The 12,773-nt window shown below is 62.7% G+C and carries 10 protein-coding genes; 1 reads left to right on the top strand and 9 read right to left on the bottom strand.

Features of this window, described 5'->3' with window-relative positions; all coding sequences use genetic code 11:
• Window positions 1-2: 2 nt before the first annotated feature.
• From R4P70_RS04425 to R4P70_RS04400, 6 genes are all read right to left on the bottom strand, one after another.
• On the bottom strand, window positions 3-653 hold the full coding sequence (locus tag R4P70_RS04425) for a PaaI family thioesterase (protein WP_021331979.1): 651 nt from the start codon (window positions 651-653) through the stop codon (window positions 3-5).
• The gene (locus tag R4P70_RS04420) at window positions 653-1,522 is read right to left on the bottom strand and encodes a MaoC/PaaZ C-terminal domain-containing protein (protein WP_046379299.1); all 870 of its coding nucleotides are present in this window, start codon (window positions 1,520-1,522) and stop codon (window positions 653-655) included. The genes R4P70_RS04425 and R4P70_RS04420 overlap by 1 nt, the downstream gene beginning before the upstream one ends.
• Entirely contained in the window at window positions 1,522-2,724 is a 1,203-nt protein-coding gene (locus tag R4P70_RS04415) for a lipid-transfer protein (RefSeq protein ID WP_020970808.1), read from the bottom strand. Before R4P70_RS04415 ends, R4P70_RS04420 begins: the two co-directional genes overlap by 1 nt.
• 7 nt (window positions 2,725-2,731) lie before the next feature.
• Window positions 2,732-4,912 carry an acyl-CoA dehydrogenase gene (locus tag R4P70_RS04410; protein ID WP_317830451.1) on the bottom strand — a complete coding sequence of 727 codons (2,181 nt, stop codon included), beginning with the start codon at window positions 4,910-4,912 and terminating at the stop codon, window positions 2,732-2,734.
• 34 nt (window positions 4,913-4,946) lie between these two features.
• Window positions 4,947-6,110, bottom strand: a complete 1,164-nt coding sequence (locus R4P70_RS04405; RefSeq protein WP_029256270.1) for a steroid 3-ketoacyl-CoA thiolase — start codon at window positions 6,108-6,110, stop codon at window positions 4,947-4,949.
• Between the two features lie 193 nt (window positions 6,111-6,303).
• Window positions 6,304-6,930 carry a TetR family transcriptional regulator gene (locus R4P70_RS04400; protein ID WP_019745323.1) on the bottom strand — a complete coding sequence of 209 codons (627 nt, stop codon included), beginning with the start codon at window positions 6,928-6,930 and terminating at the stop codon, window positions 6,304-6,306.
• A 153-nt stretch (window positions 6,931-7,083) separates the two neighbouring features.
• Between R4P70_RS04400 and R4P70_RS04395 the strand changes: the two genes are divergently transcribed.
• Window positions 7,084-8,616 (top strand): FAD-dependent oxidoreductase, encoded by a 1,533-nt coding sequence (locus R4P70_RS04395; protein ID WP_029256271.1) that lies wholly within the window; start codon window positions 7,084-7,086, stop codon window positions 8,614-8,616.
• A gap of 74 nt (window positions 8,617-8,690) precedes the next feature.
• On the opposite strand, the gene R4P70_RS04390 is transcribed toward R4P70_RS04395, so the two are convergent.
• The 3 genes from R4P70_RS04390 to R4P70_RS04380 all read right to left on the bottom strand — a co-directional run bounded on the left by R4P70_RS04390 (window position 8,691) and on the right by R4P70_RS04380 (window position 12,692).
• A complete protein-coding gene (locus R4P70_RS04390) occupies window positions 8,691-10,601 on the bottom strand; it encodes an alkyl/aryl-sulfatase (RefSeq protein WP_317830450.1) in 1,911 nt (636 codons plus the stop codon).
• Window positions 10,602-10,792: 191 nt separating this feature from the next.
• On the bottom strand, window positions 10,793-11,809 hold the full coding sequence (locus tag R4P70_RS04385) for a TIGR03617 family F420-dependent LLM class oxidoreductase (protein ID WP_042952950.1): 1,017 nt from the start codon (window positions 11,807-11,809) through the stop codon (window positions 10,793-10,795).
• 1 nt (window position 11,810) lies between these two features.
• Window positions 11,811-12,692, bottom strand: a complete 882-nt coding sequence (locus R4P70_RS04380; protein ID WP_317830449.1) for an SMP-30/gluconolactonase/LRE family protein — start codon at window positions 12,690-12,692, stop codon at window positions 11,811-11,813.
• Window positions 12,693-12,773: the final 81 nt, after the last annotated feature.

Raw genomic sequence — 12,773 nt, 5'->3', positions numbered from 1 at the left:
CCCTACCTGGGGCGCGGCACGGTCTTGTCGATGAACAATCCCTCTACCGACACACACAATTCGCCGTCCGCAGTCTTGATCTCACCGACGGTGTGAATCTTGCGGCCGTCCTTGGAAAGGAATTTGCCGCTGATCGTGAGGGGCTCGAACAGTGGAGTCGGGCGATGGTACCGAGTGCTCAATTGTGCTGTCATGCCGGAAGTTCCACCCCAGGCGTTCGCGACGCCAAGAACGTGATCGAGCAGCAGCGCCGAAACACCGCCGTGTACATGGCCGGGAGGGCCCTGGTACGGCAGCGTCAACGTGACCACTCCCTGCACCGACCCGTCAGCGAGCCCTTCCAGAACCAGCGGCGGCGCAATGGCATTCTCGGGACCGGTCACCGGATCGTGACGAGTCACGCCCTCACCGTTCCACATGTCGATCAAGCGCTCGGCCACCTCGGGCGAGTGCTGCTCGAGGTGCTCGGCAATGCTGTTGAGCTCCTCCGCAACCCGATCCAGATTGGCGTTTCCGCGGTCGGTGCGCAGCATCGCGTCGACAACACGACGCGCTGCTGCCGTGGCCCGGTCGACCGGGGCGTCCTGCGGCGGCGACGTCAAAACCGTGCCGCCCGGGTGTGTGGCTGCCGTGGGGTGTGTGCCGAGGTCCATCAGTTGATCTCCATTGTTGCGTGTGTGAGAACCGGGGAGTTCTCGCGCTCGGGGCACGTCGCCGCCAAGGTCAGTGTGTTGCCGTCCTGCCATACCGAGGTGGTGATGGATTCACCGGGGAACAGCGAACCGGCGAACCGCACCGAGTAGTTCTTCACCCGCGTCGGATCTCCGTCGAGAATTCCGTCGACCACCGCCTTGCAGACGATGCCGTACGACGCCAGACCGTGCAGAATCGGAGCGTCGAATCCCGCCATCTTCGCGAAGGAGGGATCAGCGTGCAGCGGGTTCATGTCTCCACTGAGTCGGTACACCAGCGCTTGTGAGGGACTCGTGCTCGACGTCAGTACCTTGTCGGGCGCCCGGTCAGGCACCCCGGCAACAACTTCGGGACCGGCGCTGCCGCCGAAGCCACCTTCGCCGCGGGCCCAGATCTGCATTCCGGTGGTCCACAACGGATTCCCGTCAAGGTCCTCGGCCGCCGTCTCGAGCACGATGACGGCAGCCTTGCCCTTGTCCCACACGTCAGCGATGCGAGTGGAAATACGAGCAGCACCCGTCGACGGGATCGGCGCGTGAAGTGTCAGCGACTGCCCACCGTGCAGAATCTTGCGCAGGTCGATGTCGATTCCCGGCATACTCATCGACGCTGCGGGCAGTACACCCGCCGAAACTCCCTGGCCCGCAACCATTGCAAAGGTCGGGAGCACTTTCAGACCCTTTTCGTACACCCAGGTGAGCTCGGCGGGATCCAGAGCGTTCACGCCGGCTCCGAGCCCCAACTGGTAGAGCATGACGTCGCGGTCGGTCCACGACGCTTCGCGCACAGTCGGTTCGGCGGACAATGCCACCTCGAGATCGATAGCCATCAGTTCTCCAAAGTTCCGGCTCGGTAGACGGTCACGACGCACGCGCCGCCCAGTCCGAGGTTGTGCTGCAATCCGATTCGTGCGCCTTCGACCTGGCGAGCGTCTGCGGTCCCGCGAAGCTGCCACGTCAGTTCGGCACACTGTGCCAGCCCGGTGGCACCCAGCGGGTGGCCCTTCGAGATCAGACCGCCAGACGGGTTGACGACCCACTGGCCGCCGTACGTAGTGGCACCGGATTCGACGAGCTTTCCGCCTTCACCAGCGCCGCACATTCCGAGACCTTCGTAGGTGATGATCTCGTTGATCGCGAAGCAGTCGTGCAGTTCGATGACATCGACGTCGTCGATGCTGATGCCGGCTTCGGCAAAGACCTGCTCGGCGGCCGCAGCCGTCATCGGCGCGCCGACTACGTCGATCATCGACTTCTCGGCAAACGCTGCCGAGGTGTCGGTGGTCATGGCCTGAGCGACGATCTCGATCGCACGGTCCTCGAGTCCGTGCTCACGGACGAACTTCTCACTCACGACGACGGCAGCACCGGCACCGTCCGAAGTCGGTGAACACTGCGAGCGCGTCAGCGGCTCGTGAATCATCTTGTCGCCGAGCACCTGTTCGAGGGTGTACTCGTCACGGAACTGCGCATACGGATTGTTGACCGAGTGCTTGTGGTTCTTGACCGCCACGGCCGCAATCTGCTCGACCGTGGTGCCGTACTTCTTCATGTGCTCGACGGCGGCATTACCGAACAACTGAGCGGTCATGGGCGATCGGGCGAAGCCGTAGTCCTCGACCATGATCTTCAGCTGCGAGTCCAAAGTGGTGACCTTGGGCATCTCACCGGTTCCGGTCAGCGCCGTTTTGGTCATCTTTTCGAAGCCGACGGCCAGTGCGCAGTCCGCTTGTCCGGCCTGTACCCACTCGCGCGCCATCATCAGTGCCGTCGAGCCGGTGGCGCAGTTATTGTTGACGTTGAAGATCGGGATACCGGACAGACCCGTTTCGTACAGGGCACGCTGGCCTGCTGTCGACGCGTTGAACACGTAACCGACTGCAGCACGCTGGATCTGGTCGTAGCTGATCCCGGCATCGGTGAGTGCATTCGAGACGGCTTCGGTCACCATGTCCGGGTATTCCCAGTCGCGGGTCTCGATCTTCTCGAACTTGGTCATGCCCACGCCGATGACGAAGGTGCGATTGCTCATGTGCAGGTCACTTTCCCGGTTCGGGGTCGCGAGGCAGACCCAGGATTCGCTCACCGATGATGTTGAGCTGAACATTGGTTGTACCACCCGCGATGGACATGCACTGCGAGTTCAAGAACATCTGGGTTGCAGACATCCGATGCTGGTCGCCCAGAAGTGAACTCGGCCCGGCCCACTCCATTGCCACATCCCAGACCTGCTGGATGTGCTCGACACCGATCAACTTCGCCACCGAGGATTCGGCCCCCGGCTGCGCGCCGGTGAGCGAGCGCAGCGTGGTGCGCAGACCGAGCAGACCGCCGGATTGCGCGTCGCACAGCACCTTTCCGAGCACCGTCAACTGCTCGTCGTCGATACCGCCTGGCAGTCCGTCGACCAGGCTCAGCAGTGCCTCGCCGCCCGATCCCAGGGAGGAGTCGTTCGACAGCGAGACACGCTCGTTGGCCAGCGTGGTTCGAGCGAGCTTCCAGCCGTCGCCCGGCCCGCCGACGAGGCACTCGTCGGGAACGAAGACGTCGTCGAAGAAGACTTCGTTGAACAGTGCTTCACCGGTGATCTCGCGCAGCGGGCGAATGTCGAGGCCGCTGTTCTTGATGTCGATGAGGAAGTAGGACAGGCCCTTGTGCTTGGGGGCGTCGGCGTCGGTGCGGGCGAGGCAGATGCCCCAGTGCGCGTCGCGTGCCATCGACGTCCATACCTTCTGGCCCTGCAACTTCCAGCCACCGTCGACCTTGGTGGCCTTCGTGCTCAGAGCTGCGAGGTCGGAACCTGCGCCCGGCTCGGAGAAGAGCTGGCACCAGACGATGTCACCGCGCAGTGACGGTGGGACGAACTTGGCAAGCTGCTCTTCGTTGCCGTGCGCGATGAGCGTCGGGATGACCCAGTTTCCGATAATCATGTCGTGCGGCTTGATCTTCGCCGCGCGCAGTTCCTCGGCGATCACGAGCTGGCTGACGGCGTCGGCGGACTTGCCCCACGGAGCCGTGAAGTGCGGTGCGGTGTAGCCCTTTTCCGCGAGGTACGTCTTCTGCGCGGCGCCTTCGAGTTCGAGAGCCGGAGCGAGTTCAGCGCGAACATCGGCGCGGATCGCCTCGGCCTCCGGCGGCAATTCGATGCTGAGCACGCGGCGGGTGCCGGCAATGGTCAGCGCGGCGACGCGACGACGCCAGGATGCCGTGGAACCCAGCAGAATTCGCAGGGACTGCGCGCGGCGCAGGTACAGGTGCGCGTCGTGCTCCCACGTGTAGCCGATTCCGCCGAGCACCTGGATGCAGTCACGCGTGACGGAAAAGCCTGCTTCGAGGGCCGTGGCTCCAGCGACGGCTGCTGCGAGAGAAGCCTCTTCGGCACCGACGCCGTTGGCGGGCGTCAGTGCGCGCGCAGCGTCCCACGCGCAGACGCGCGCCTGCTCGGCAAGAGCGAGCATCCGAGCGGCCTTGTGCTTGACGCCCTGGAACTGGCCGATCGGGCGACCGAACTGCTGACGCACCTTCGCGTAGTCGGCCGAGGTCGTGACGGCCCAGTCGGCCAAACCTGATGCCTCGGCCGCGAACAGTGTTGCGGCAATGTCGAGTACACGCTGCGTATCGATGGTGAGGATCTCGGAATCGGCGAGGATCAGACCGTCGACGGTGACCTCGGAGTTACGACGTACGACGTCGTAGCTGGCCAAGTCCGTGACCTCGAGGCGGTCACGTCCGAGCAGAACGAATCCGCTGTCCGTCGCGAGGAGGAACACGTCGCCGACATGGCCACCGAGAATCTGGCTGGATGTTCCGCTGAGGGTGGCGGTGTCGCCGTCGCGGGCGATCTTCAGCGAACCCGGCTGCAGTGCAACGGCTCCGAGCGTGCTGCCGTCGACCAGTCCGGCCAGCGGAGCGGTGACTCCGGCGTCGCTGAGAACGGCGCTGACCACGACTGTCGGCAGGAACGTGCCGGGAACCATGGAGCGCCCGAGTTCCTCGACGACGATCGCGAGCTCGACCAATCCGTATCCAGCGCCGCCGAATTCCTCGGCCACGTGTAGTCCGAGAAGTCCCTGCTCGGCAAGCCCGCTCCAGAGTTGGGGGCGAGTTTCGACCTTCGCCTCGACCGCTTCACGGATAGCGGTGGGTGTTGCGTGACGTGCCGCCCAGCCCCGTACGGAGTCGCGGAGGTCACGATCTTCTTCACTCAATCCAATGGTCATGTCTACCTCGTCAATTCGACTGTGTGAGTACGGGTCAGATGCGTTCGATGATGGTGGCGGTAGAGAGAGCGCCACCGGCGCACATCGTGACCAGCCCCGTGGACTTGTTCGAGCGCTCGAGTTCGTGCAGCGCGGTCGTGATCAGACGAGCGCCGGTCGAACCGACGGGATGCCCGAGTGCGATCGCACCGCCGTTGACGTTGACCTTGGACAGATCTGCGTCGTGAACCTGCGCCCAGGAGAGCACTACCGAGGCGAACGCTTCGTTGATTTCGACGAGATCGATGTCGTTCAGAGTCATTCCGGCCTTGTCGAGCACCATCTGGGTGGACTCGATCGGTCCGTCCAGGTGATAGAAGGGATCAGATCCGACCATGCCGGACGCGACGATCCGCGCGCGGGGCTTCAATCCCAGTTCCTGTGCGCGCTCTTCGCTCATCAGCAGTACCGCAGCCGCGCCGTCACTGATCTGCGACGAGTTGCCGGCGGTGTGGATATGGCCTTCGATGACCGGCTTGAGTCCGGCCAGCGCCTCGGCTGTCGTCTCGCGCAGGCCACCGTCGCGCGTGACAGTGGCGATCTCACCGGTCGGCACACCTTCCTTGGTGACGACAGGAGCCTTGACGGGCACGATCTCACGGTCGAAGCGTCCTTCTGCCCAAGCCTGGGCTGCGCGGCGCTGCGATTCCAGGCCGAAGGCGTCGACGTCGGCGCGTGTGATGCCACGCTTCTCGGCGATACGCTGCGCAGAGGTGAACTGGTCGCCCATGTCGATGGTCCAGTCGTCCGGGTACGGGTTTCCCGTACCGGGCGCGTTTGCCTGGCCCAGGAACACACGGCTCATCGCCTCGACGCCGCAGCCGATACCGGCTGAGATCTGACCCGAGGAAATCAGGCCGGAAATCAAATGTACTGCCTGCTGGGCAGATCCACAGGCGCAGTCGATGGTGGTTGCCGCTGTGCTGTACGGCAATCCGGCGTGCAGCCACGCTTGCCGCGTGACGTTGTTGGACTGCTCACCTGCCTGGGTGACACAGCCACCGATGATCTGCCCGATGTCTTCCGGTGCGACGCCTGCTCGTTCGAGAACGCCGAGTTGCGCTGCTCCCAGAATCTCGGCGGGGTGCAGCCCCGCCAGGGCGCCGCGACGACGGCCGATCGGTGTCCGAGCGGCCTCGACGATGACTGCATGACCCATGATGTGCGCTCCTTCGTGGAGTTTTCGGTCGGTGAGCTGACTCACCGTCAACTTTTCTGTAATGTATTCTATTGTTGATGTCAGGGCAATGCCAGAATGAACGTCATCTTTGAACCAAGTCTGACTCAAATAATAGAATTGATTTCAATTTTGAGAACACGACGAACCCACCCCGAGAAGGGGCGAGGTCACATCAGTGTCGTGAGAGATTCACCAGAAGCAGGTCGCACCCCTTGCGGATGTCGTACTCCGCATCCGGGATGGAAATTCGACCGTTGAGGCACGATTGGATGACCCCGAACCACAGCTGCATCAGCAGACGCAACCCGGTGTTGTCTTCCTCGGTCGGGTTCTCGATCCCGGCCGCATCGAGGATGATCTGCCGGAAGCCGCGATCGATCTTGCCCACGTCCGGCACCGTCGCGACGTTGGCGGTACTGGACGACTGCAGCATCGCAGTCGAAAGGGCCGGCCGACGCAGTAACCCGCGAGTCGCGCGCACCAGGACCTCGTACACGGCGTCCTGCGGATTGGCCGACTGCACCTGATGCTTGGCAAAACTGTCGCCGATCTGATCGATCTGCTCGACCATCACAGCAACGAAGAGGTGCGTCTTCGAAGGGAAATAACGGTAGAGAGTGCCGATGGCCACGCCTGCCCGCTTGGCGACTTCGTGCATCTGAACCCGCGAGAGTTCTTTCTCGGTCCCCAATTCGGCGGCCGCTTCCAGCATCCGCACATGGCGCGCTCGCTGCTCGTCCGAACTGGGCTCAGCAGCGTCCCTGACCTCGGCAATTCTCGGCAACGTCGCCCCCATCATCGATTATGTGTCCCGGCCGCGAACGACCGCGCTAATTCTCTCACCTGGACCACCCATCTCGGCATATTGCCCGCTCAGTGGGACCTGGCATGGCCTTCCAGTGCCGTGCGGTATTCCGTGGACACCCCACCCTCTTGGAGTAAGGACGCAATGATGCAGGACTGGACCAGCGAGTGCGACGTGTTGGTAGTCGGCTCCGGCGGCGGAGCGCTGACCGGCGCATATACCGCCGCTGCTCAGGGATTGACGACGATCGTCCTCGAGAAAACCGATCGTTTCGGCGGGACCTCCGCCTACTCGGGTGCCTCGATCTGGCTCCCAGGTACCCAGGTACAGGAACGCGCCGGACTTCCCGACTCGACCGAGAATGCCCGCACCTATCTGCGCGCGTTGCTCGGTGACGCCGAGTCCGAGCGCCAGGACGCCTACGTCGAGACCGCTCCCGCTGTCGTCGCGCTACTCGAGCAGAACCCGAACATCGAATTCGAGTTCCGTGCGTTCCCCGACTACTACAAAGCCGAAGGCCGGATGGACACGGGACGCTCCATCAACCCTCTCGATCTCGATCCCGCCGACATCGGTGACCTCGCCGGCAAGGTGCGTCCGGAACTGGACCAAGACCGCACCGGTCAGGATCATGCTCCCGGCCCGATGATCGGTGGGCGCGCACTGATCGGCCGTCTGCTGGCCGCAGTTCAGAGCACCGGCAAGGCAGAACTTCGCACCGAATCCGTCCTCACCTCCCTGATCGTCGAAGACGGCCGTGTTGTCGGCGCCGAGGTGGAATCCGGCGGCGAAACCCAGCGAATCAAGGCGAACCGCGGTGTCCTGATGGCAGCAGGCGGCATCGAAGGCAACGCCGAGATGCGTGAGCAGGCCGGCACCCCAGGCAAGGCGATCTGGAGCATGGGCCCCTTCGGCGCCAACACCGGCGACGCGATCTCCGCCGGAATTGCCGTCGGCGGCGCAACAGCCTTGCTCGATCAGGCGTGGTTCTGCCCCGGCGTCGAGCAGCCCGACGGCAGCGCCGCCTTCATGGTCGGCGTTCGCGGTGGGCTCGTCGTCGACAGCGCCGGTGAGCGCTACCTCAACGAGTCGCTTCCGTACGACCAGTTCGGACGAGCCATGGATGCTCACGACGACAACGGTTCTGCCGTGCCGTCGTTCATGATCTTCGACTCGCGCGAGAGTGGCGGACTGCCCGCCATCTGCATCCCGAACACGGCGCCCGCCAAGCACCTCGAAGCCGGAACGTGGGTCGGTGCCGACACTCTCGAAGAACTCGCTGCCAAGACCGGACTACCGGCCGACGCATTGCGCAGCACTGTCGAAAAGTTCAACGATGCCGCAAAACTGGGCGTCGACGAAGAGTTCCATCGCGGCGAAGACCCGTACGACGCGTTCTTCTGCCCACCCAACGGCGGTGCGAATGCGGCACTGACGGCCATCGAGAACGGACCGTTCTACGCGGCCCGCATCGTCCTCAGTGACCTCGGCACCAAGGGCGGATTGGTCACCGACGTCAACGGCCGAGTCCTGCGTGCTGACGGCAGCGCCATCGACGGCCTGTACGCCGCCGGCAACACGAGCGCGTCACTGAGCGGCCGCTTCTACCCAGGCCCCGGAGTTCCACTCGGCACGGCCATGGTCTTCTCGTACCGAGCAGCTCAGGACATGGCGAAGTAACACAGTTCAATCACACTCCGTGGCAACAGATCGTGGGGCAGCCGATATCGCAATCGGCTGCCCCACAATCTTTCTCACGGCGTCGCTATGTTGAAATTCGGATCGAACGTGTCCATGATGTCGGCGAAGCGAGTCAGCGCCGAAACATCACCGTCGGACGTGACTTTTCCGGTGTCGAGGATGGCAGAGGCCTTTCCTGGTTGGAGAAGGATGCCGGCAAGCAACGGCTTGGGACCGGTCAGGGTCAGTTGCGCGTCAGGGGCGCGGCCCGAACGCGCGTTGAGAACTGCCCGTCGAATCCACATGTTCCAATCCTGTTTCGTGTCAGCAAAACTGAAGTTGATCGAAATGTCGACGTCGTCCGCCTTCTCCGCGATGAGATGTACTCCCGCATAGTCGAAGAGCAGATCGATCGGCATCGACAAAATCGTGTCCGTGCTGTCGGTGTTGACTTGACCGGCACCTGTGACGCCGTTGCGCAATTCCATTGCGGTGGCGAGGAAGATCGACCGATACTGCGGGACTTCCTGCTGGTATCCGAGTTGCTCGTAGGCGTCGGCCTGCAGGTTCTTTGCTTCCTCGTCGTCAGGATCGGCGAAGACCAGGTGATGGAGTAGCTGCACCGCCCACCGATAGTCGCCCGCTTCAAAAGCACTGCGCCCCTCGGCAAGTATCTTCTCTCGCCCGATCAGGTCGACGTGCCGCTTGGCATGATCCTCGGGCAGCAACGGCAAGATCGTCGCCGGGTCACCGTCCCAGAATCCCAGCTCCTTGTGGAAGACCGCGCGGACGTTGTGGTGCAGTCCGCCGTGGTAGTAGCGGTTGTACCACTTCTGTCCGATGGCTTCCGGTAGCCGGACGACCTCCGCAGCTTCGAGCGGCGTGTAGCCCTGGTTCGCGAACCTTAGCGCCTGGTCGTGAATGAACTTGTACATATCCCGTTGTGATTCAAGGAATTCCACCACCGTGGCGTTCCCCCACACAGGCCACGTGTGCGGACCGTGGTGAACTTCGACCTCGTCGCCCCACCGCACCAAAGTCTCATCCAGGTATCTGGCGAAGTTGCGCGCATCTCGGGTGCGTGCGCCTCGGATCGTCTGGATGTTGTGCATCGAGTGATTGGCGTTCTCGGCACAGGTGAGCGCTTTGATGGCCGGGATCCAGATATGCATCTCCTCCGGCGCTTCGGTGTCGGGAGCGTAGAGGAACTCGAAGTCCCACCCGGCGAGATTGCGTACCTCACCGGTCTTGGTGATGCCGTCAGTGGGCGGAATGTAGGTCATGTGGATGTTCATCCCGTCGGCGCCTGATCCCAGACCGACGGTCACCAGACCACAATCACATTGGGGCAGAATCAAACCGAAGGTGTACCCCATCCGCCGCGACATCGCATTGCCGGTGATGACGTTCTCGCCGATCGCAAACTTGTTGAAAGACTCGATGGTTCCAGGCGCGACGATCGGAATCTTGCCGGACACCACGTCTGCTTCGTCGACGAGGCCCTTGACGCCGGCGTAGTGGTCGAAATGCGTGTGGGTATAGATGATCGCGACGATCGGCTTGTTGTTGCCGAGTTCACGGCGGAAGAGTTCCAGGCCTGCTTTGGCTAGATCAGCGCTGGTGGTGGTGTCGATGATGACCAGTCCGTCCGGCGCATCGACAATGGTCAGGTTAACCGCGAACCTGACTTGGTACAGCCCGTCGACAACCTTGTAGAGCCCGCAGCGCCTCACCAACTGCGACTGCCGCCACAGACTGGGGTTCACAGAGTCAGGCGCTTGCTTGTCATCGGTGATGTACTCGAGAGGTTGACCGTCGTGAATCAGATCGCCCTCGTCGTTGAAGACCTGATCGTTCTCCCACCCGGCGATGAACCCGCGGTCCGCGTCGCCGAAATCCTCCCGGTCAGACATGGGATAGTCGTCGACTGCCGCGCGATTGACCTCGACGGTGAACGGTGTTGCAGGCTTGGTCTCAGCACCCATGAGCACTCTCCTCCGGTCCTTGTGTCCTCGTCCACGCAAGAACGCGATGCCATCGGACGTGACCTCACGCGGAACCCTGTCCAGTCAATCTGGCGGTCTCGCGGTATTTGCACATCACCCGTGGCAGATGAGATCGCGGCTGAACCCCAGGTGGCCGGGGATCGCATCGAGCAGACGCCACTTGAAGGAAGTCACTTGGCGGACGCTGCGGCGGCTCGAATCTCCTCACACATCGCTGCGAAGGCGCGATCGTCGGCGGGATCCGCCGGCACTGCCAGTGCAATGCCGTCGCAGAGACTCGCGTATTTCGAACTCAGCACCCCGGGGAGTTCGGCGTAGGTGCATTGCGTGACCAAGATGTCGAGAACATCGTCCGTGAGCACAGCTGGTAGTCGAGCCCAATCACCCGTTCGTGCCATCGCAGTCAGCTTCTCGCCGATCCCCGCCAAGCCGAGAACCTCGAGCGCGGTTCGATATGCCGGTGTGGAGTAGAGAAAGGCAAGTTCACTGCGCACCGCTTCTCGTCGAGCAAGTATCGCGGCACGATCTTTGCCGGTGATCGTCTTCGGAACGGCAATCAGCCGCGGCTTCCTTCCGCCTGCCGTCAATGATGGAATGATCCTCTCCGCGAGCACCTTCGGATGGGAGCTGGTGGGGTGAGCAACAAAGCCGTCGGCGACGGCTCCTGCCAGTGAGCACATGCGGGAGTTCACTCCCCCGGTCCAGATCTCGGGAGCTGGAACGTCGAGCGGCCCCGGATTGAAGTAGGGCTGCAGTCGGTTGAAGGTGTAGTGCGAGCCGGCATAGTCGAGTTCGCCGCCCGTCTGGAACGCTTGAAATATCTCCCTTACAGCACTGACGTAATCGCGCAGTTGTGCAACAGGATTGGTCCACGGCATCGAGTACCGCCCGACGATGTTCCCGCGCACCTGCGTTGCGAGCCCCAGTTGAAATCGCCCACCCGAGAAACCTGCAAGATCCCAGGCAGCCAAAGCCGTCACCATGGGACTGCGCGCAAACGCGACAACCATCGACGTCCGGACAGTGAGAGTACTGCTGTGCTCGACGGCCAGTGCCGCCACGGCAAAGGGGTCGCGAATGGTCTCGGAGATGTGCACCGTGTCGAAACCGAGGTTCTCGATGCGTTCGACGTGCTGAGCCACCTGCCGCAGCGGAGTGTCGGCAGGTAGCGAGGTCACCAATTCCATGTCAGCCCAAAGGCTCCAGACGAATCGACAGCAGCTTTCCTTCTGTTGCCACCTCGCGAGCGTGTTCGTTGAAGTCCGGGGCGGCACAGACGAACAGCGTACGACCGTCGGAACCGCCGAGCCCGCAAGCGAAGACGCCGCTGTCGAAGGCAATTTCACCGATTATCTTGCCAGACGGGTCGACGTGGAGAATTCGACTTCCGAGTGCGTCGGCCACCCACATCGAATCGTCTCCGTCGATGCAACATCCGTCGGGCGCAACGATGATCTCAGCGAGGGTGGTCTCCATCTCGGGTCCACCAGGTACCGGCCCGAACGACGCCCAATCACGGCGTTCGCCCAGAGAGCCGTCGGGCTGGACGGCAAACGCACTGATTCGATTTCCCAGCGTTTCGTCCACGAGCAGATCTCCGGTCGACGTCAGAGCCATCCCGTTGGGGAAGTGGAGATCTCGCGCCACGACGTGCACCGATCCGTCCGGGTCGACGCGGAGGAGATCTGCCGTCTCGACGGGGGCCAGGTTCATCAGGTCGAACCCGAAGTTGCCCACGTACGCTCGTCCCTGCGCGTCGACCAGCATGTCGTTGACGTTGGCACTCACGTACTCGGACAAGTCTGCGTGCACCACCAAATCGCCATCGGATTCTCGCCGCAGAATCTTCTGGTCCCGCATGGAGACGACCAGTAATCTGCCGTCCGGAAGCCACCCCAACCCGGACGGCTGCCCTGGAATCTCCGCCTCGACGCGTACGTCGGTCCCGTCCTCACGGGCCGAAATCACCTGGTAGGTATAGAAGTCCGACACCCAAATTCGGTCCTCGTGCCAGCGCGGGCATTCGAAGTAGGTATATCCCTCGAGAACTACCGCAACCTCTGGTGCCATCAGGCTCTCCCACGTCGGTGATTGAATGGTGTGTTCACTCCATTCAATCACCGGTGCCCCGGTGGCGGTGTCCGATTCCCG

It is taken from the genome of Rhodococcus sp. IEGM 1241 (genome assembly GCF_033142365.1).
Lineage (GTDB): Bacteria > Actinomycetota > Actinomycetes > Mycobacteriales > Mycobacteriaceae > Rhodococcus_F > Rhodococcus_F erythropolis.
The sequence above is the reverse complement of the archived record's forward strand: the minus strand, read 5'-3'. Positions and strand labels throughout refer to the sequence as shown.

Bases quoted from the DNA above. Each gene is read 5' to 3' on its own strand.
- R4P70_RS04425 (WP_021331979.1), bottom strand. From the start codon at position 653: ATGGACCTCGGCACACACCCCACGGCAGCCACACACCCGGGCGGCACG.
- R4P70_RS04420 (WP_046379299.1), bottom strand. From the start codon at position 1,522: ATGGCTATCGATCTCGAGGTGGCATTGTCCGCCGAACCGACTGTGCGC.
- R4P70_RS04415 (WP_020970808.1), bottom strand. From the start codon at position 2,724: ATGAGCAATCGCACCTTCGTCATCGGCGTGGGCATGACCAAGTTCGAG.
- R4P70_RS04410 (WP_317830451.1), bottom strand. From the start codon at position 4,912: ATGACCATTGGATTGAGTGAAGAAGATCGTGACCTCCGCGACTCCGTA.
- R4P70_RS04405 (WP_029256270.1), bottom strand. From the start codon at position 6,110: ATGGGTCATGCAGTCATCGTCGAGGCCGCTCGGACACCGATCGGCCGT.
- R4P70_RS04400 (WP_019745323.1), bottom strand. From the start codon at position 6,930: ATGATGGGGGCGACGTTGCCGAGAATTGCCGAGGTCAGGGACGCTGCT.
- R4P70_RS04395 (WP_029256271.1), top strand. From the start codon at position 7,084: ATGCAGGACTGGACCAGCGAGTGCGACGTGTTGGTAGTCGGCTCCGGC.
- R4P70_RS04390 (WP_317830450.1), bottom strand. From the start codon at position 10,601: ATGGGTGCTGAGACCAAGCCTGCAACACCGTTCACCGTCGAGGTCAAT.
- R4P70_RS04385 (WP_042952950.1), bottom strand. From the start codon at position 11,809: ATGGAATTGGTGACCTCGCTACCTGCCGACACTCCGCTGCGGCAGGTG.
- R4P70_RS04380 (WP_317830449.1), bottom strand. From the start codon at position 12,692: ATGGCACCAGAGGTTGCGGTAGTTCTCGAGGGATATACCTACTTCGAA.